The organism is Nocardiopsis sp. CA-288880, assembly GCF_050955985.1.
Taxonomy (GTDB): domain Bacteria; phylum Actinomycetota; class Actinomycetes; order Streptosporangiales; family Streptosporangiaceae; genus Nocardiopsis; species Nocardiopsis tropica.
This window is the reverse complement of the sequence record NZ_CP192105.1, coordinates 6,193,382-6,211,784: the sequence shown is the minus strand read 5'-3', so window position 1 is coordinate 6,211,784 and position 18,403 is coordinate 6,193,382. Positions and strand designations below refer to the sequence as shown.

Annotated in this window: 15 protein-coding genes; 8 read left to right on the top strand and 7 right to left on the bottom strand. The window is 73.4% G+C overall.

The window, feature by feature from the left end:
• Positions 1 to 52 precede the first annotated feature (52 nt).
• Positions 53 to 3,307 (top strand): transglycosylase domain-containing protein, encoded by a 3,255-nt coding sequence (locus ACQPYD_RS26775; RefSeq protein ID WP_433698232.1) that lies wholly within the window; start codon positions 53 to 55, stop codon positions 3,305 to 3,307.
• Between the two features lie 256 nt (positions 3,308 to 3,563).
• Here ACQPYD_RS26775 and ACQPYD_RS26770 read toward each other — a convergent pair whose 3' ends face one another.
• The 4 genes from ACQPYD_RS26770 to ACQPYD_RS26755 form a co-directional block, all read right to left on the bottom strand.
• Positions 3,564 to 4,646, bottom strand: coding sequence for a prenyltransferase (locus ACQPYD_RS26770; RefSeq protein ID WP_433698231.1), 1,083 nt, complete (start codon positions 4,644 to 4,646; stop codon positions 3,564 to 3,566).
• The gene (locus tag ACQPYD_RS26765) at positions 4,646 to 5,308 is read right to left on the bottom strand and encodes a class I SAM-dependent methyltransferase (protein ID WP_433702140.1); all 663 of its coding nucleotides are present in this window, start codon (positions 5,306 to 5,308) and stop codon (positions 4,646 to 4,648) included. Before ACQPYD_RS26765 ends, ACQPYD_RS26770 begins: the two co-directional genes overlap by 1 nt.
• Before the next feature lie 111 nt (positions 5,309 to 5,419).
• Positions 5,420 to 6,769, bottom strand: a complete 1,350-nt coding sequence (locus ACQPYD_RS26760; RefSeq protein WP_433698230.1) for a glycosyltransferase family 4 protein — start codon at positions 6,767 to 6,769, stop codon at positions 5,420 to 5,422.
• A gap of 171 nt (positions 6,770 to 6,940) precedes the next feature.
• Positions 6,941 to 7,969 (bottom strand): MBL fold metallo-hydrolase, encoded by a 1,029-nt coding sequence (locus tag ACQPYD_RS26755; RefSeq protein WP_433698229.1) that lies wholly within the window; start codon positions 7,967 to 7,969, stop codon positions 6,941 to 6,943.
• Positions 7,970 to 8,331: 362 nt separating this feature from the next.
• On the opposite strand from ACQPYD_RS26755, the gene ACQPYD_RS26750 reads away from it, so the two are divergent.
• Positions 8,332 to 8,955 (top strand): TetR family transcriptional regulator, encoded by a 624-nt coding sequence (locus tag ACQPYD_RS26750; RefSeq protein WP_433698228.1) that lies wholly within the window; start codon positions 8,332 to 8,334, stop codon positions 8,953 to 8,955.
• Positions 8,956 to 9,011: 56 nt separating this feature from the next.
• Here ACQPYD_RS26750 and ACQPYD_RS26745 read toward each other — a convergent pair whose 3' ends face one another.
• Both ACQPYD_RS26745 and nadA read right to left on the bottom strand, forming a co-directional pair.
• The gene (locus tag ACQPYD_RS26745) at positions 9,012 to 10,466 is read right to left on the bottom strand and encodes a sigma-70 family RNA polymerase sigma factor (RefSeq protein WP_433698227.1); all 1,455 of its coding nucleotides are present in this window, start codon (positions 10,464 to 10,466) and stop codon (positions 9,012 to 9,014) included.
• A gap of 171 nt (positions 10,467 to 10,637) precedes the next feature.
• Positions 10,638 to 11,636, bottom strand: a complete 999-nt coding sequence (gene nadA, locus ACQPYD_RS26740; protein ID WP_267946285.1) for a quinolinate synthase NadA — start codon at positions 11,634 to 11,636, stop codon at positions 10,638 to 10,640.
• Positions 11,637 to 11,772: 136 nt separating this feature from the next.
• On the opposite strand from nadA, the gene ACQPYD_RS26735 reads away from it, so the two are divergent.
• From ACQPYD_RS26735 to ACQPYD_RS26710, 6 genes are all read left to right on the top strand, one after another.
• Entirely contained in the window at positions 11,773 to 12,504 is a 732-nt protein-coding gene (locus ACQPYD_RS26735) for an NUDIX hydrolase (RefSeq protein ID WP_433702139.1), read from the top strand.
• Between the two features lie 74 nt (positions 12,505 to 12,578).
• The gene (locus ACQPYD_RS26730) at positions 12,579 to 13,250 is read left to right on the top strand and encodes an HAD family hydrolase (protein ID WP_267946283.1); all 672 of its coding nucleotides are present in this window, start codon (positions 12,579 to 12,581) and stop codon (positions 13,248 to 13,250) included.
• Between the two features lie 285 nt (positions 13,251 to 13,535).
• On the top strand, positions 13,536 to 14,651 hold the full coding sequence (locus tag ACQPYD_RS26725) for an ABC transporter ATP-binding protein (RefSeq protein WP_433698226.1): 1,116 nt from the start codon (positions 13,536 to 13,538) through the stop codon (positions 14,649 to 14,651).
• Positions 14,651 to 15,451, top strand: coding sequence for an ABC transporter permease (locus ACQPYD_RS26720; protein ID WP_433702138.1), 801 nt, complete (start codon positions 14,651 to 14,653; stop codon positions 15,449 to 15,451). The genes ACQPYD_RS26725 and ACQPYD_RS26720 overlap by 1 nt, the downstream gene beginning before the upstream one ends.
• The gene (locus tag ACQPYD_RS26715) at positions 15,439 to 16,119 is read left to right on the top strand and encodes an ABC transporter permease (protein ID WP_433698225.1); all 681 of its coding nucleotides are present in this window, start codon (positions 15,439 to 15,441) and stop codon (positions 16,117 to 16,119) included. Before ACQPYD_RS26720 ends, ACQPYD_RS26715 begins: the two co-directional genes overlap by 13 nt.
• Positions 16,120 to 16,173: 54 nt before the next feature.
• Complete coding sequence (locus tag ACQPYD_RS26710; RefSeq protein ID WP_433698224.1) at positions 16,174 to 17,082, top strand: ABC transporter substrate-binding protein; 909 nt, start codon at positions 16,174 to 16,176, stop codon at positions 17,080 to 17,082.
• Between the two features lie 226 nt (positions 17,083 to 17,308).
• Here ACQPYD_RS26710 and ACQPYD_RS26705 read toward each other — a convergent pair whose 3' ends face one another.
• The gene (locus ACQPYD_RS26705; protein ID WP_433698223.1) at positions 17,309 to 18,310 is read right to left on the bottom strand and encodes a LacI family DNA-binding transcriptional regulator; all 1,002 of its coding nucleotides are present in this window, start codon (positions 18,308 to 18,310) and stop codon (positions 17,309 to 17,311) included.
• Positions 18,311 to 18,403: the final 93 nt, after the last annotated feature.

Here is an 18,403-nt window from a genome sequence, read left to right as displayed (position 1 = left end):
ACTCGAACTGAACGATCAGGGGCACTCGCGCGTCAAACACAAGGACGGCACGGTGCCGGACGTGATTTGCCATGGGGGCGGGGAGCTGAGCGAGAGCACACACGGCGAAGGCGGGGCGGATGGACAGCGTCCCGAGGAGCACACGCCGGAAGTAAAAGACACCTCTGCCGAAGAGCTGTCCAGCAAGAACATTTCTGAGAGTGGCGCGCCCGCCGCACAGGGTGGTGAAACCGAGTCCCCCGACGACGCCGACGAGGCGCAGGGCGGAACGGGCGAGCAGCCGGAGCCGGAGTTCATCAGCCCGATCACCTTCAAGACCAGCGGCACGTTCTTCCGGGAGCGGGTCGCGCAGACCCTCGCCGAACAGGGTTACGACGATCCCGACCTGACGGAGGGGTCCTCGTCCGCAGGGGCGGGCGAAGACGGCTCCGACCGGGCCCCGTCGTCCCCGGGCGAGGGTACCGCGCACGCGGTCGACGCCTCGGGCGAGGACGTGCCGGGGACGGATGACGCGGTCGACGCCGGGGAGGCCCCCACTCCTCCGGACGCTCGCACCGTGTCCTCCGAGGCCGCGCAGGAGGGTCCCACCCCGAGGACCGAGGCCTTCCCCGTGCCGCAGGACGCGGCCGACGGCGCGACCGGCGCCGAAGGCGGGGAGTCCGCCGACGCCGTGGTCGTCGCCGGGGATCCCGGCCCCCGTGCTTCGTGGCCCGCCGACCGGGCGTCCGCCGCGGAGTCGGCCCCCCTGTACGGGGACGAGCTCCCGGCGCCCGGAGCCGTCGCTCCGGACAAGACCGAGGCGGAGAGGATCGACGAGTCCTCCGCCGCCGAGACCGCCGCGCTCTGGCCCGCGCCGCGCCGCCTCTCGGACTACGTGACCGACGAGTCCGGTGCGGGTGAGGGAGACCGGGGCACGCACGGGTCCTCCGCTTCGGTGGGCGCCGGCGCACTCGGCGCCGCGGGTGCCGCCGCGGCCGCCGGAACCGCCGCCGGCGCTCCCGGCGAGTCGCCCGGGGGGCGGTCCGGCGGCCAGGACCCCACCGGGGCCTCGGCCGCGCACGGTTCGGGCGGCAAGGGCGGTTCCAACGGCCCCGGGGGCCCCAAGGGCCCCGCCGGGCCCGGCGGTACGGGTCCTGGCGGCCCCAAGGGCCCTGGAGACCCGAAGGCGGCCAAGGGCGAGAAGGCCAAGAAGCCCCTGTGGTGGCGGATCCTCCGGGTCTTCCTCATCGTCACGGGCCTGTTCGTGATCCTCGGCGCCGCCGTGTTCGCGTTCTTCTACGCCACGGTGGAGGTGCCCGACGCGGCCCAGGCCGAAGCCCTCGAACAGGGGTCGACCTTCTACTTCGCCGACGGCGAGACGGAGTTCGCGTACCGGGGCACCGACCGCGAGCCCGTCACCTATGACGAGATGGTGGCCGGCGGCGACCACATCGTGGAGGCCGTCATCTCCGCCGAGGACCGCGGCTTCTGGGAGGAGCCCGGGGTCTCGATCCGGGGGACGACCCGGGCCGTGTGGTCCACCGTCACCGGGCAGCAGGTCCAGGGCGGCTCCACGATCACCCAGCAGATGGTCCGCAACTACTACGAGGGCATCTCCCGGGAACAGACGATCTCCAGGAAGATCCAGGAGATCATCATCTCCATCAAGGTCGACCAGAGCGAGTCCAAGGAGTGGGTGATGGAGCAGTACCTCAACACCATCTACTTCGGACGCAACGCGTACGGCATCCAGGCGGCGGCCCAGGCGTACTACCACAAGGACGTCGACGAGCTCACGCCCGAGGAGGCGGCGTTCCTGGCCGCGGCGATCCAGCAGCCGACGCCGTTCGGCGAGGCCGACGTGGAGACCACCCCCGAGATGGAGCAGCGCTGGCGCTACGTCGTCAACGGTCTGGTCGTCACCGAGGCCATCACCCAGGCCGAGGCCGACGCGATGGAGTTCCCCGCCCCCGAGCCGGAGAAGCCCATGGAGGGCAACGACCTCAGCGGGTACCGGGGGTACATGTACGAGGCCGTGATGCGGGAGATGGCCGACCTCGGCTACACCGAGGACCAGATCAACCGCCAGGGCTACTCCATCGTCACGACCTTCGACGAGGAGCTGATGGAGGCCGCCTACGAGACGGTCGAGGCGTCGATCCCCCCGGAGGCCCTGCCCGAGGGCGTCAACGTCGGCCTGACCACGATCGACCCCGCCACGGGCGAGGTCCTGGCCTTCTACGGCGGCCACGACTACTACGAGAACCAGTACGACAGCGCGCTCCTGGGCGGGGCGCAGGCCGGATCGGCCTTCAAGCCCTACGTGCTGGCCACCGCGCTGGAGGAGGGGTACAGCCTCCGCAGCATCGTGAACGGCAGCGGCCCGCGCAGCATCGCCGGCTCCACGATCCAGAACGCCGGCAACGCGCCGGGCGGCCCCATGGACCTGGTCCAGGCCACCCGGGTCTCCAACAACCTCGGCTACGTCGAGCTGACGATGGAGACCGGCTACGAGAACGTCCGGGACACCGCCTACGCGGCGGGGCTCCCCGACGGGAGCATCCTCGACAACCAGCTCGTGCCCACCATGGCCCTGGGCGTCTCCACGGTCCGCCCGGTCGACCAGGCCAGCGGTTTCGCGACCTTCGCCAACGGCGGGGAGCACGTCGAGGCGCACGTGGTCAAGGAGATCATCGACACCGAGGGCGAGGATCTGCGCCCCGAGGTCGAGAGCACCCGGGCGCTGGAGGAGTCCACCGCGGCCGACGTCACCCATGCGCTCCGGCAGGTGATCGAGGGGGGCACGGGTTCGTCCGCCAACTTCTACACGCACCCGGCGGCGGGCAAGACCGGTACCACCGACAACAGCGTCGCGGCCTGGTTCGTCGGGTACACGTCGCAGCTGTCCACGGCCGTGGGCGTCTACAACCAGAACAACCAGAGCTTCAGCATCCCCGGGTACGACATCTCCGGCGGCGGTGTGGCCGCGCCCATCTGGCGCGACTACATGCGCAGGGCGATGGAGGGGCGCGAGGTGGTCCAGTTCCCGGAGCCGGCCTTCGCCGGATCCACGCAGTACTGGGCTCCGGACCCGTCCACCCAGGAGCCGGAGGCTCCCCCGCAGGGCGAGGAGCAGCCGGAGCAGCCCGCCGACCCCGAGGTGCCGACGGACCCGGAGGAACCGGGGATCCCGGAGCAGCCCGAGGTGCCGACGGACCCCGAGCAGCCGGGGATCCCGGAGCAGCCGGATCCCGGCGGAGGCGGCGAGGTCCCGCCGCCGGGCGGGGGCGAGGAGACGCGCCGGTCCGAGGAGTGGGGCATCCCCTAGCGGAGCGGAGGCCCCGCGCAGGCACGGCCCGGGCGTCCGCGGGGTTCCGGAGGCGCCGCAGGCGGGTTCGCGGGGCACGGGCCGACCCGCCGCAGGCGCCGGGGGTGCCCGCGCTGCCGGGCGCCCCCGGCGGCCCCACGGCACAGGGACCGAGGCGAAGGCCCGGAACAAGGCACAGCCCCGGCGGTGGACACCGCCGGGGCCGTGCTGTGCCGCCCTCCCGTCCGTACGCGGACGCGGGCAGGGCGCGGCCCCGCTACCGGACCGCGGGCTCCTCGTCCCAGGTGTGCAGGAACACCCGGGACCCCGGCGTGGTCCCGGTGAGGGCGTCCACCGCCAGGATCACGGCGGCCGACGTCCACGTGCTGCGCTCCACGGGCCAGCGCACCTGTTCGGCGAACTGGTAGCCGGTCCAGTAGACCCCGTCGTCGGGGTCGCGCAGGTGCTGGACGTCCCGCATGACGCGGACGCCCCCCTCGACGTCCCCCACGGCGGCCAGGGTGAGCACCAGCTCCGAGGACTCCGCCGCGGTCACCCACGGCTGGTCGCTCACGCAGCGCACCCCCAGCCCCGGCATGACGAAGGTGTCCCAGCGCTCCACGATGCGCTCCTTGGCAGCGGCACCGCGGACGGCCCCGCCCAGGACGGGGTAGAACCAGTCCATGGAGAACCTGCTGCGGTCCGAGAACAGGTCCTCCCGCTCGTTGATCAGCGTCGCCAGCCGGTCGGCCGCGGCCGACCACTCGGGCCGGTCGCGGCCCAGCCGCGCGCCCAGGGCGACGCCGCACCGCAGGGCGTGGTGCACGCTCGCGCACACCGTCAGCAGGGCGTGGTCGCCGGGCGAGCCGTCCTCCGAGCGCGCCCACAGGATCTCGCCGTGCTCGCCGCGCAGCCCGAGGACGAACTCCAGGCCGCTCTCGACCACGGGCCAGGTCCGTTCGGCGAACCCGGTGTCGCCGGTGACGAGCAGGTGGTGGAACAGGCCCACCGCGGGGTAGGCGGCGTGGTTGGCCTCGCGCAGCTCCGTGACCGGTACGCCCTGCCGGAACTTGGCGGGCCAGCCGCCCTCCGGGTGGCGGGTCCGCTCCAGCCACAGGTAGGCGCGCCTCGCGGCCTCACCGTGCTCCGGCACGCTCAGCCCGGTGACGGTCAGCGCCATGGCGCACTCCACGTGGTCCCACACGTCGGTGTGGCCCCCGGGGAACCAGGGGATCGCGCCGTCCTCCTCCTGGCTCCGCGCCAGGTAGTGGGCGGAGCGGTGCAGCTGCTCGGCGCTGAGCACGCCGGGCAGGCGCAGGGTCCCCTCCGGGGCGGGTGCGGTGGCGGGCGGGGCGGCCATCAGGCGGCGTGCGGCTTGCGCACGTACACGACCACGCTCTTGCCGATGACGGGGTTGAGGAGGCGTTCGGCGATCCGGGTCACCTTCGGGGCCTGGAGCATGTCCCACACCAGCATGTCGTGGTAGGCCTTGGCGAGGGGGTGGTCGTCGTTGTCCGTGCCCACCGCGCACTTGATCCACCAGTACGGTGCGTGCAGGGCGTGCGCGTGGTGGTGCGGGCCGATCTCGAACCCGGTGGCCTTGAGCTTGGCCTCCAGCTCGGCGCGCGTGTAGATGCGGATGTGCCCGCCCTCGTTGGTGTGGTACTGCTCGGAGAGGGCCCAGCAGAGGCGTTCGGGCAGGAAGCTCGGAACCGTCACCGCGGCGATCCCGCCCGGTCTCAGCACCCGGAACAGCTCCTTCATCCCGGCGGTGTCGTGCGGGATGTGCTCGAAGATCTCGGCGGCGACCACCCGGTCGAAGCTGTCGTCGTCGAAGGGCATGTCGAGGGCGTCGCCCTTGACGGTCTCGGCACTGGCCTCCTCGGGGGCCTCCCCCTCGTGGCGCATCGCCGCGAACATCGTCTCGACCTCGGCGAGGTCGCCGACGTTCTGGTCGAAGGCCACGACGTCGGCCCCGCGGCGGTAGGCCTCGAAGGCGTGCCGGCCGCCGCCGCAGCCCAGGTCGAGAACGCGGTCGCCCGGTCCGACGGGGAACAGGTTGAAGTCGACGGTGATCAGTGGAGGCTCCCTAGGTGGTGCGGACGCGGGTGGTGGTGCGCGCGGCCCGCCGGGTCAGGCGCCGTTCGCGCGGGCCCGCGCGGGCGCGGGACGGGTGTCGTCGGCGGGGCGGCCGCCCCTGACGAGGTCGATGGTGGAGGCGTACCTCCGCGCGGTCAGCTCGGCGACCGCGCGCCAGGTGAAGCGCTCCTGGACGCGCTCCCAGGCGGCGGCGCCCATGCGCCCGCGCTCGGCGCCGTCGTCGAGCAGGGCGGCGATCGCGTCCGCCAGGACCTCCGGGTCTCCCGGGGGGACGAGCCGTCCGGCGTCGCCGTCGGTTCCCACGACCTCAGGCAGAGCCCCGGCGTGGCTGGCGACCAGGGGGGTGCCGCAGGCCATGGCCTCCACGGCGGGCAGGGAGAAGCCCTCGTAGAAGGACGGGACCACGGCGACCTGGGCGCTCGCGATCAGCTCGGCCAGCTCCGTGTCGTCGATGCCGCTGACGAACTCGACGCGGTCGCGCAGGCTCAGCTCGTCCACCAGCCGGTCGGTGGGGCCGCCCGGCCGGGGCCTGCTGACGACGGTCAGGGAGACGTCGCGTTCGGTGGCGAGCTCGGACACGGCGCGCAGGAGGACCGCCACGCCCTTGAGCGGGCTGTCGGCGCTGGCCGTGCACACGATGCGGCCGGGGACGCGCTCCAGCTCGGGGCGCGGGTGGAAGTAGCGGGTGTCCACGCCCAGGGGGGTGACCTCCATGGCCGCAGGGTCAACCCCGAACTCCCTGGCGATGTCCTCCGCCGAGGACCGGGAGGGGACGAGGATGGGGTCGAGCCTGCGGGCGACCCGGGCCTGCATCCCCACGAACCCGTACCAGCGGCGCTTGGAGAGCTTCTGGAGGCCCTTGGCCTCCTCCAGTTCGATCCTGCGGTCCACGCTGATGGGGTGGTGGATGGTGGTGACGAGGGGGAGGCCGGCGGACTTGATGCCGAGCAGGCCCCAGCCCAGCGTCTGGTTGTCGTGGACGACGTCGAACTCGTCCAGCCGCCGGCGCAGTTCGCGGTTGGCGCGCAGGGAGTACGTGAGGGGTTCGGGGAATCCGGCGGTCCACATGGTGGCGACCTCCAGGACGTCGATCCAGTCGCGCCACTCGCGCACGGGCGGGGCGACGAACGGGTTGGCGTCGTTGTAGAGGTCCAGGGAGGGGACCTTCTCCAGGGTGACGCCCTCGTCCAGGACCGGGTAGGGCTGGCCGGAGAAGACGGTGACCTCGTGGCCCAGGGCGGCCAGCTCCCGCGACAGGTGGCGGACGTACACGCCCTGTCCTCCCACGTGCTGCTTGCTGCGGTAGGACAGCAGGGCGACGCGGAGGGGGCGCTCGGCGGACGGCCGTGGGCCCGGTCCCGTGTTGTTGCCCGGCTGGGTCAAGAGTCCACCTCTTCGTTGGGTCGCTGGCCCGCCCGCCGCTGCGTGCCGCCGGTGTGCGGGCGGGGTGGCCGCCGTCGCGGACGCGCGTGTTCGCCGGTGACGGGCATGAGCGCCCCATATGTTACTCGGCAGTTGGGTCGGCGGCGGCGTCGGGCCGGTTGGTAAGGGATCCTATGCCGGGCGCCGTGCCGGGGCGACGGCGACCCAGCGTGGCAGGCCGTCCTTCTCCGAACGCTGTGCGAGACCGCGCGCTTCGAGGAGCCGCAGGTGGGCGGCGGTCTCGGAGGCGGCCATGTGGCGTGCCTGGACGCGCATGCCGGTCCAGGGCCGCTTCCACGCGAGGCGGGAGGTGACCTCCCACAGTGTGGCGGGGCCCCCGGCGAGCAGCGCGGCCATCTCGTCCAGGCGCTGCTCGTGGTGGGCGGTGATCTCCTCCGAGCGGGCGGTGAGCCCGGTGAAGCGGCTCTCGTGTGAGGGAAGGCACACCAGCCGGTCGGCGTCGGGGAGCCGTCCCATGCGCGCCTGGGAGTCGAGGAAGGCGCCGAGGGGGTCGCCCGTGTCGGACAGGAGCGGGAACCGGCCCACGTGCGGGGTGATGCGGGGCAGGACGTGGTCCCCCGTGAACAGCCTGCCGCCGTCCGCCAGGTGCAGGCACAGGTGTCCGGGGGTGTGGCCGGGGGTCCACACCGCGCGCAGGTCGCGGCCGGGGAGGTCGACGGCGGCGCCGTCCTCCAGGGCGAGGTCGGGCACGGCGGAGGGCGTGAACGGCCGGGGTCCGTCCAGGAGGGTCCGGACGTCCTCGTCGGGGAAGCCCGAGCGGCGCAGCTGGTCGGCGATCGAGGCGCGGCGGGTCTCCGCGGGGACGGAGCCCAGGTGCTCGGTCACGGCGATGTCGGCCGGGTGCATGGCGATCCAGGCGTCGGAGGCTTGGCGAAGGCGGCCGGCCAGGCCGGAGTGGTCGGGGTGGAAGTGGGTGAGGACCGCTCCCCGGACCTCCTCCACCGCGTGCCCGGTCCGTCCGAGGCCCTGGACGAGCGCCTCCCACGACTCGTCGTGGTCCCAGCCGGTGTCGACGAGGACGGGGCCGTCCGGGCCGGTCAGGACGTAGACGTAGGTGAAGCCGAGGGGGTTGCCGGGGATGGGCACCGGAAGGCTCCACACCCCGTCCCCGAGGTCCTCGACGGGGGGCACGTCAGGCATGGGGGCGACCTCTCACTAGAAACCGAATCCGGTTCGATTCTAGGATGTGGCCGTTCCGGGACCGCGGCCGGAGGGGCGCCGGGCGGGGCATAGGGGGCGGGGGTCAAGCGAGCCCCCTAAATAGAACATATTCTATAAAGCTTGGACGGGATATCCGAAAAGCCTGGCGTCCTCTTCGTATTGCTACTGCTACGTCGTGCGATGAGGTGTGGATCATGGGCGTGAAGAACTGCGCGGGAGGGAAACCGTTGGATAACGTGTTCTCGTACGGTCGGGGTTCACAGGAGCCTCGGCCGAGTCCTGGCCCTCAGCGCCGTGGCGAGCGGGCAGCGCGCGGACTGACGACGAATGGGAGAGATCCTGTGGCGGTGCAGGCGCCGAGCGGAACCATGTCGCGAAGTCAGACCCAGCGCCGGAAGCGCATCGTGCAGACGGCGGCCGCGCTCGCCGTGCGCGGTGGCGTCGAGGCCATGCAGATGCGGTCGGTCGCCGAGCGGGCCGGGGTGGCCCTCGGCACCCTGTACAGGTACTTCCCCTCCAAGATGGACCTCGTGGTCGCCGTGGTCACCGAGGAGCTCGACCTGTTGGAGGGCGGGATCGTCCGCCGGCCGCCCACGGCCGACTCCCCGGCCGAGCGCGCCGTCGACGTCCTGCTCCGCGCCACCCGCGGGTTGATGCGCGAGCCCGAGCTCGCCGACGCGCTCATCCGGTCGCTCATCATGGCCGAGGTCAAGATCGAGCTGGACGTGCGCATCTCCGACCTGGTGTGGCGGGTGGCCACCGGCAACCTGGAGGGCGCCGGAACCGCCCCGCCGGAGGAGGACCCCGCCGGGGTCGACCGGACCGGCGCCGGGTACGTCCTGGTCGGCTCGCTCACCAGCGTGTGGATCTTCGAGCTGGTCGAGGTCCTCAAGGGGCGTCGCGACGTCGACGAGGTCGAACGGCGGCTGCGCACCGCGGCCGAGCACCTCCTCGTCGCCTTCTGACACCCGCGTACACGTGCGGCCGCGACGGCCGCCCGGGAGGTCGGGGCGCCCCGGCGTCAGCCACCGCCGAAGAGCAGCCCCAGCAGCCCGTCGAACAGACCACCGCCACCGCCCCCGTCGTCGGACCCGTCCTCCTCGGACGGGTCGCCGGGGGCGTCGTCGTCCCCGGAGCCGTCCCTGTCCGAGCCGTCGGGGTCGTCGTCCGGTCCGCCGTCGGCCGGCGGGCTCTGCTCCCCGGCCGGCGGCGCGGGCGCGGCGTCCCCGTCCTGTGTGCCCTCCCCGGTGGCCTCCTCACCGGGAACGTCGTCCCCGGGCTTCCCCGGGACCTCGGGGGAGGAGGGAGCGGTCGGTTCGGAGGCCGGGCCGGTGGGCCCGGCCTCGGGTTTGGCGTCGGAGGCGGTCGAGGCGGTCTCCACGTCCGAGGCGCCGGGACCGCGTTCGGCCTCGGCGGGGGCCGTGCCGATCATCGTGGAGGGGCCGCCCACGGCACTCGCCCACGCCCACAGGGAGACCGCCACCGCGACCGTGGCCAGGCCGGAGACGGCGGGCAGCGACCAGCGGCGGTGGTCGGCCCGGCGGCGCCGAGCCCCCTCGTCGTCCGGTTGCGGGCGCGGACCGGGGAGCGGGGTCGCCCCCTCCTCGTGCGCCGGGTGGTCCGCGGTGGTCAGGCGGTCTCCGGGCAGGGCCCGGGGGAGGGGTTCGGGGCCGGGCTCGATGGCCTCCGGGGCCTCTTCGGGCTCTCCCGGCGCGCGGGACCGGTGCAGGGGGTAGCCCTCGCCGGTGAGCGGGTGCATCTGGGCGGCGATCCGGTCGCGGACGCCGGACGACCCGGGGTCGAGGCAGGTGAGCAGCACCCGCTCGCGGAGGCCGGGCGGCGGGCCGGGAGGGCGCAGCAGCGCGAGGGCGGAGGAGACCTCGTGGACCTGGGCGCGCCACGCCGCGGAGCCGGGGGCGCCGATCCCCCCGAGGGCCTCGGGCAGGGCCTCCCCCCGGTCGGCGGGGGCGGGTTCCGCCGCGGTCGTGGGGGCGGGTCCGCCGGCCTCCTCCGCCAGGCGCTCGGCCGCGCGGCGGATCGCGGAGCGGGACAGCTCACCGCAGATCACGGGGTCCAGGCCCAGGACGCGGGCGGTCGCCGAGGCGGGCAGCGCGTGCCGCAGGTTCAGTTCGACCAGTTCGCGGTGGCTGGCGGGCAGCCCGGCGAACATGCGGGCGACCGGGGCCTCGGCGGGCACCGTGGCCAGGCCGGTGTAGGGGCTGACGTGGGCCAGGCCGCGCCGCTGGCAGGCGGAGCGGACCAGGGCGTACAGCCAGGGGCCCCGGTCGGCGGGGTCGGAGCGGCGCGCGTCGAGGACGACGCCCGCCACCAGCCCGTCGTGCACGGCATCGGAGACCTGCTCCGGATCGTCTCCCAGGAGCGACCAGGCGTACCTGTACAGGGGTGGGGCGAAGGCGTCGTAGAGCGCCTCGATCGCCGTCCGTGCTGGTTCGCCTGTTTCGCTATCTCTGGTCACGATTCTCCCCCGCTCAACCGTGACGGTAGCGAGGGGAGGGGGACGGCGTGGAGGTAAAGAGTCAGCTGTATCCCGAAGGTAAGAGTTCTGTTACCCGAATTTCCGTGGCCGGCCGGGAGCGGCCGCGGGGGCGGCGCCGGCCCGGCCGGCCGGGGAGGGACGGGTCCGGTGCTACTCGCCGCCCCGCGAGGGCGAGCCGATCGCGACCATGCGCTCGACGGAGCGCCGTGCGCGCTCGGCCGTGTCGGCGTCGACCGTGATCTCCGTGGTGCCGTGGCGGAGGGAGCCGAGCAGCTTGTCGGCGTCGATCATCTTCATGTAGTGGCACTCGGCGCGGGAGTTGACCGCCTCGAACTCGGTGGTCGGGTTGACCCCGCGCAGCTGGTGCAGCATGCCGGTCTCGGTCGCGATCAGCACCTTCTTGGCGGTGGTGTTCTCCGCCGCGGTCAGCATGCCGCCGGTGGAGAGGACCTTCACGCGCTCCTGGGGGACGGCGCCGCTGCCCACGAGGTAGAGGGCGGAGGTGGCGCAGCCGCACTCGGGGTGGACGTACACCTCGGCGTCGGGTTCGGCGGCGACCCGCTCGCGCAGGGTGTGGCCGTCGATCCCCGCGTGTACGTGGCACTCGCCCATCCAGATGTGGATGTTCTCGCGACCGGTGACCCTCTTGACGTGGGCGCCGAGGAACTGGTCCGGGAGGAACAGGATCTCGCGGTCCTCCGGGATGGACCGGATGACGTCGGCGGCGTTGGAGGACGTGCAGCAGATGTCCGTCTCGGCCTTGACCGCCGCGGTGGTGTTGACGTACGCGACGACGACCGCGTCGGGGTGCTCGGCCTTCCAGGCGCGCACGTCCGCGGCGGTGACGGTGTCGGCGAGCGAGCATCCCGCGGCGGGGTCCGGGAGGAGGACGGTCTTCTCCGGGGCGAGGATCTTCGCGGTCTCGGCCATGAAGTGCACGCCGCAGAAGACGATGGTCCCGGCGTCCACGGTGGCGGCCAGGCGGGACAGCGCGAGGGAGTCACCGGTGTAGTGCGCCACGTCCTGGATTTCCGGGCGCTGGTAGTTGTGCGCGAGGATGACAGCGTCGCGCTCCTCTGCCAGGCGGCGGACCTCGGTGGCCCATTCCTGCCTGGTCATGGTGTCCGCCGTGGCGGTGACCGGTGCCATGTCCAACTACTTCCTTGGGGCTGTGGGCACGTCGTACGGACTCCGTGCCGTGAGAGGTCGGTGCGGACGAACAGGTTTTCGTCTGTCAGGCACAAACCTGGTGCAGCTTAACATGACGAGGAACGGAAGGGACAGGGTGGACAACCCGGAAGCAAACGGACAGGTCAGGGCCTCCGTCTGCGGCGAGGCGGACCACGCGGTGCTGTCGGCGCACGAGGCGCTCGCCGTCGTCCTCCAGATCCGCGCGGGAGAACTGTGCGTCCTCCTGTGGCGCAGGGCCCTCCCCCCGTGCGAGGGGGAGTGGGCCCTTCCCGGCGGGCGGCTCGGGGCGGGTGAGAGCCTCGGCGCCTCCATCCGGCGCCAGCTCGCCCAGAAGGTGGACGTGCGCGACCTCTCCCACCTGGAGCAGCTGGAGACGCGCAGCGACCCCGACCGCCACCCCCAGCGCCGCACCCTGGCCACGGCCTACCTCGGGCTCGTGCCCGCGAACATCGACCCGGTCGTGCCGGCCGACACCGGCTGGCACCCCGCCGCGCTCCTGCCCGCGATGGCGTTCGACCACGCGTCCATCGTCCGCTCCGGCCACCACCGGCTGCGCGCCAAGCTCAGCTACACCAATGTGGGGTTCGCGCTCGCCCCGCCCGAGTTCACGATGTCGGAGCTGTCGGGCTACTACCGGGCGGCCCTCGGGCACGACGTGGCGGCCACCAACCTGCGCCGGGTCCTGCTGCGGCGCGGGCAGATCGAGGAGACCGGCCGCTCCGTGCCCTCCGGGCGCTCGGGCGGGCGGCCCGCGGCCCTCTTCCGCTTCCGCGCACGGGGATTGGAGATCACCGACGCGTTCGCCGTGCTGCGACCGCCCGGCTGACCGGGGTTCCGGGGGCGGCCACCGGCTCAGTCCGCCCCCGGAACGGTACAGGGGTGCTTGTAGACTCCCTGACCGTGACAATTCGTACCGTGGTGTTCGACGTCGGAGAGACGCTCGTCGACGAGACGCGCATCTTCGCGCGCTGGGCCGACCGCTTCGGCATCCCGCACATGGCGTTCTTCGGCACCATCGGCGGTGTCATCGCCTCGGGCGGGACCCTCACCGAGGGCTTCCGGCTCCTCGTGCCCGGGTTCGACCTGGCCCGGGAGAGCGCCCGGTGGCGGGCGGAGGACCCCGGCGGCGAGCGCGAGCACTTCGGCGTGCGCGACCTCTACCCCGACGTGCGCCCGGCCTTCGCGACCATGCGCGACGCCGGGCTCTCCCTGGTCGTCGCGGGCAACCAGCCGCCCGAGGCCGGACCCGCCCTGGCCGCCATGGACCTCGGCGTGGACGGCATCGGCATCTCCGACGACTGGGGCGTCGCCAAGCCCGCCCCCGAGTTCTTCGACCGGGTCGTGGAGCTCGCCGGCCGGAGCCGCCCCGGGATCACGCCCGGCGAGATCCTCTACGTCGGGGACCGCGTCGACAACGACGTCGTCCCCGCGCTCAAGGCCGGGATGCGCGCGGTCCTGCTCCGCCGCGGCATCTACGGCTACCGCCACTCGGCCATGGACGACGCGGCCCGGGCCGACGCCGTCCTGGACGACCTGTACCAGCTCGCCGCGTGGATCGCCGCTCAGGACTGAGCCGCCACCACCGCGGAACCGGCCCACGGGCCGGGCCCACGAACGGGCCCGGCCCGTTCGCGTGTCCGGACCCGGAAGGCCCCGCCGGCGCCCCCGGGCCCGGCCGCGTCCGGGACGGCGACGCCCTGCCCCGCCGCCGACGCCACCCGCCGCGGACACGAGGTCCCGGTCGGGTCACGGCCGAGACCATACCGTTTGATCCACCTGCACACGGGTAACGTGCGGACGGCCTGCTCACCGCCGTCTCACCACCACCCCGGTCCCCGAACGGAGACAGCCCGGCCGATGATCACATTCGAGGGCGCTGCCAAGCTCTACCCCGACGGCACGGTCGCCGTCGACGACCTGGACCTCACCGTGGAGACCGGACAGACCACGGTCTTCGTCGGTCCCTCCGGCAGCGGCAAGACCACGTCACTGCGGATGATCAACCGGATGGTCGAACCCACCGGGGGCGCCGTCCTCATCGACGGCGACGACATCCGCGGCCGAGACCCCGCCGAACTGCGCAGATCCATCGGCTACGTCATCCAGCAGGCCGGGCTCTTCCCGCACCGCACCGTCCGCGACAACATCGCGACCGTGCCCCTGCTGCTCGGCTGGAACAGGCCCCGGGCCCGGGCCAGGGCCGACGAGCTCATGGAACTGGTCGGACTCGAACCCTCCCAGGCCGGGCGCTACCCGCACCAGCTCTCCGGGGGCCAGCAGCAGCGCGTCGGCGTGGCCCGCGCGCTGGCCGCGGACCCGCCCATCCTCCTGATGGACGAGCCCTTCAGCGCCGTCGACCCCGTCGTGCGCGCCAGCCTCCAGGACGAGCTGCTGCGGCTCCAGGCCGACCTGCACAAGACGATCGTGTTCGTCACCCACGACATCGACGAGGCGGTCCGCCTGGGCGACCGCATCGCCGTCTTCCGGCCCGGCGGCCGGCTCGCCCAGTACGACACCCCCGAGAACCTGCTGGCCGCCCCCCGCGACGCGTTCGTGGAGTCCTTCGTCGGCTACGACCGGGGCGTGCGGCGGCTGTCGTTCTTCCCCGCACGCGACCTGTCGCTGCGCGAGGACGTCGTGTTCGGCGACGGCACCCCGGTGACCGAGGCGGCCGCCGTCGCGCGCGGCAAGGGCGAGCCCTGGGTGCTGGTCGTCGACGGCGACCGCATGCCGCTGGGGTGGGCCGCGGCGGACCGGCTCGACCGCGCCCCCGCCGGGGCCGCCCTCGGCTCGCTCGACCTGGCCCCCTACGGCCACACGTTCGACGTCGGCGCGGACTCGCTGCGCGCCGCCCTCGACGCGGCCGTGCTCTCCCCGGCCGGCCGCGCCGTCGGCGTGGACTCCGACGGGCGCGTGGCCGGCGTGGTCACCCAGGACGACCTGGGCTCCGCGCTGTGGTCGGTGGCCGAGTGATCGGCGGGGCCTGGGAGTGGGCGGTCGGCGTCCTCGACTGGGGCGTGGCGAACTGGAGCTACCCGGGTGAGCCGGACCGGGGCATCCTGCCCCGCCTGACCGAGCACATGCGGCTGGCCTACCTGTCCATCCTCATCGGACTCGCGGTGGCCGTGCCGCTGGGCCTGGCGTGCGTGCGCTGGAAGGCGCTGTACCCGCCGGTGCTGACCGGCGTCAACGTGCTCTACGCGGTGCCGTCCATCGCCCTGTTCTTCCTGATGCTGCCCTACACCGGGTTCAGCGACTGGACGGCCGTCGTGCCGCTCGCCCTGTACACGCTGGTGATCCTGCTGCCCAACGTGGTGGACGGGCTCCGCCAGGTGCCGGAGCACGTGCGCCAGGCCGCCGTGGCGATGGGCTTCGGCCCGCTGCGCCGCCTGGTGTTCGTGGAGATGCCGGTGGCGGTGCCGGTGGTCATCGCCGGCCTCCGGGTGGCCTCGGTCGCCACCATCAGCATGGTCAGCGTCGCCTCCCTGGTGGGTCTGGGAGGGCTGGGCCAGCTGATCCTCAGCGAGGGGTTCCGCCGCCAGTTCGACGCGCCCATCGTGGTCGGCGTCCTGCTCACCGTCCTGCTGGCCTTCGTCACCGACGCCCTGCTCGTGCTCGCCCAGCGCGGGCTCACCCCCTGGGCCCGCCGGGACGACGGGAGGAGCGGCCGGGGCCGCAGGGCGGTCGCCCGCGCGTCCGCCGCACGTGCCGGGGCGGGAACCCCGGCCGGGGAACGCACCACGCCGGGGGAGAGGCAGCCATGGACATCCTGAACGAGCTGGTCGCGTGGTTCGCCGATCCGGCGCAGTGGACCGGGAGCGCGGGCATCCCCGCGCGCATGGCCGAGCACGTCTACTTCTGCCTGCTCGGCCTGCTGATCTCCGCCGTCATCGCCGTCCCCCTGGGACTGCTCACCGGGCACACCGGCGTGGGCGGGTTCCTCACCGCGAGCCTCGCCAACTTCGCCCGCGCCCTGCCGACCATCGGCGTCCTGTTCCTCATCGTCCTGGCGGCCGGGATCGGGCTCGTCCCCGTGGTCTGCGCGCTGGTGGCGCTGGCCGTCCCGCCGATCCTGGTCAACACCCACGAGGGCGTGCGCGGGGTGGAGCCCCGCCTGCGCGACGCGGCGTTCGGCATGGGGATGCGCGGCCGCGAGGTGCTGTTCAAGCTCGAACTGCCCGTGGCCACCCCGCTCATCCTCATCGGGATGCGCACCGCGGCGGTCCAGGTGGTCGCGACCGCGACCATCGCCGCGTACGTGGGCGTGGGCGGGCTCGGACGCTACATCGTCGACGGCCAGGCCCGCCAGGACCTGACGATGATGCTGGGGGGTTCCGTGCTGGTGGTGCTGCTCGCGGTGCTCACCACACTCCTGTTCGCCGGGTTGCGGCTGCTGCTCGTCGCACCCGGACTGCGCGCCGAGGCCGCGTCGGCGCGCTAGGCGGTCTCGGGCGCCGCATGCTGACGCAGTACTGAGAGAAGAGAAGGTTCGGACATGGACAAGAGGCTCGCCCTCGTCGGGCTCCCACTCGCAGCGGTGCTCATGACCGCCTGCGGCGGCAGCGACCCCTACGCGGAGGACGGGGAGGGAGGAGGCGGCGCCGAATCCGGCTCCGTCGTCATCGGCTCCGCCGACTTCCCCGAGAGCACCCTGCTCGCCGAGATCTACGGCCGGGCCATGGAGGCCGAGGGGGTGGACGTCACCTACCAGCTCAACATCGGCAGCCGCGAGGTGTACTACTCCCAGATCGAGTCCGGGAACCTGTCGGTGTTCCCGGAGTACAACGGCGCCACCCTGGCCTACCTCGACGACGAGGCGCCCAGCGGGAACAGCGAGGAGACCAACGCGCTCATCACCGAGGCGCTCCCCGAGGGCCTGGAGATCCTGGACTCCTCCAGTGCGGAGAACAAGGACTCGGTGACGGTCACCGCCGAGACCGCCGAGGAGCACGACCTGAGCACCCTCGCCGACCTGGCCGGCGTCGCCGGCGAGCTGACCCTCGGGGGGCCGCCGGAGTTCGAGACCCGCCAGCAGGGCGTGGTGGGCCTGGCCGACGTCTACGGCATCGAGTTCGGCGAGTTCCGCTCCCTGGAGGTGGCCCTGCTGACCCAGGCCCTCCTGGACGACGACATCCAGGCCGCGAACCTGTTCACCACCGACCCGCAGATCGCGGTGGAGGACCTCGTGGTCCTGGAGGACCCGGAGAACCTGTTCGGCGCCCAGAACATCACCCCGCTGATCAACGGCGAACAGGTCGACGAGACCGCCAGAGGCGCCCTGAACGCGGTCTCGGCGGCGCTCACCACGGAGGCCCTGACCGCGCTCAACGAGCGCGTCGTCGTCCAGAACGAGAACGCCGCCGACGTCGCCCAGGAGTGGCTGGAGGAGGAGGGGCTCGCCTAACGCGGCGGGCGCCGGGACCGGCCGCGAGGACGGGACCGTCGGGGGCGGGGCCACGCGCGCCGCACCCGCCGTGCTCCCGGCCGGCCCGCGGGCGTGACGGAGGGCGTCGGGACCGGTGCGAGGGCGCCGGGCCCGGCGCCCTCGCACCGGTCCCGGGGGTGACGGGGCACGCGCGGGGGTCCGCCCCGCCGCCCGGGCGGCGCCGGCCCTCCGGGGCGGCGGGAGGTCAGTCCGGCGCCGGGCCGGTCGAGTCGCGGACCACCAGGTGCGCCGGGAGGACCACCTGCCGCGGGGCCTCGCCGGCGGCGGCCCGCGAGACCCGGTTCAGCAGCAGCTCCACACCCGCGCGCCCGGCCTCCTCGTGGGGGCCCGCGAGCGTGGTCAGCGCCGGCACGCAGAAGTCCGCGCCGAAGATGTCGTCGTACCCCACGACGCTGCGGTCCCGCGGCACGCGGATCCCGCGCTCCGCCAGACGGCGCAGCATGCCGATCGCCAGCAGGTCGTTGTGGGCGACGAACGCCGTCGCCCCCGACACCAGCGCGGCGTCCGCCGCCGCGGCGCCGCCCGCCACGCGGGGCGAGAAGGGGCCCAGGCGTGTCGCCGCCATGCCGCACCGCCCCGCCGCCGCGCTCAGCCCCCTCCACCGCTCCTTCGCCTGCCACGACTGCTCGGGCCCGCTCAGGTACACCACCGACCGGTGTCCGAGGGAGGCCAGGTGGTCGATGATCTGCCGGCTGCCGCCGCCGTTGTCGACGATCGCGCTGGGCAGCCCCTCGACCTGGCGGTTGACCAGGGCCATGTTGTGCTCCCGGGCCAGTTCGACGGTGGTCGCGTCGCTCATCCGGCTGGAGGCGAGGACGAAGCCGTCCACCGAGCGGTCCAGCCGCAGGATCTGCTCGCGCTCGTTGTCCGCGGACTCCTGGGTGTAGCCCAGGATGAAGGTGATCCCCGAGGCGCTGGCCCGGCCCTCGGCGCCCCGTATCGTGCCGAAGAAGTGCGGGTTGGCGATGTCGGGGACCAGGAGCGCGATCGTGGCCGTGCGGCCGGACTGGAGGGCGCTCGCCAGCGGGTTGGGCCGGTAGCCCAGGCGCTCGGCGACGTTGAGGACGTGTTCGCGGGTGACCGCGTTGACCCGCCGCGGGTCGCTGAAGGCGCGGGACACCGTGGACGCGGCCACGCCCGCCTCCCGCGCCACGTCGTAGACCGTGCTTCTCCTGACCGGGCTCATGGGGACTTTCTACGCCGGACGGCAACTTTTGGCAATCGCTTGCCATGCGCGACGACCGAAACCTAGAGTTCACAACCACGACATACGGCCTCC

Excerpts from the sequence above, each read along its gene's own strand:
- ACQPYD_RS26770 (WP_433698231.1), bottom strand. The coding sequence starts at position 4,646 with ATGGCCGCCCCGCCCGCCACCGCACCCGCCCCGGAGGGGACCCTGCGC.
- ACQPYD_RS26755 (WP_433698229.1), bottom strand. The coding sequence starts at position 7,969 with ATGCCTGACGTGCCCCCCGTCGAGGACCTCGGGGACGGGGTGTGGAGC.
- nadA (WP_267946285.1), bottom strand. The coding sequence starts at position 11,636 with ATGGCACCGGTCACCGCCACGGCGGACACCATGACCAGGCAGGAATGG.
- ACQPYD_RS26725 (WP_433698226.1), top strand. The coding sequence starts at position 13,536 with ATGATCACATTCGAGGGCGCTGCCAAGCTCTACCCCGACGGCACGGTC.
- ACQPYD_RS26715 (WP_433698225.1), top strand. The coding sequence starts at position 15,439 with ATGGACATCCTGAACGAGCTGGTCGCGTGGTTCGCCGATCCGGCGCAG.
- ACQPYD_RS26710 (WP_433698224.1), top strand. The coding sequence starts at position 16,174 with ATGGACAAGAGGCTCGCCCTCGTCGGGCTCCCACTCGCAGCGGTGCTC.
- ACQPYD_RS26705 (WP_433698223.1), bottom strand. The coding sequence starts at position 18,310 with ATGAGCCCGGTCAGGAGAAGCACGGTCTACGACGTGGCGCGGGAGGCG.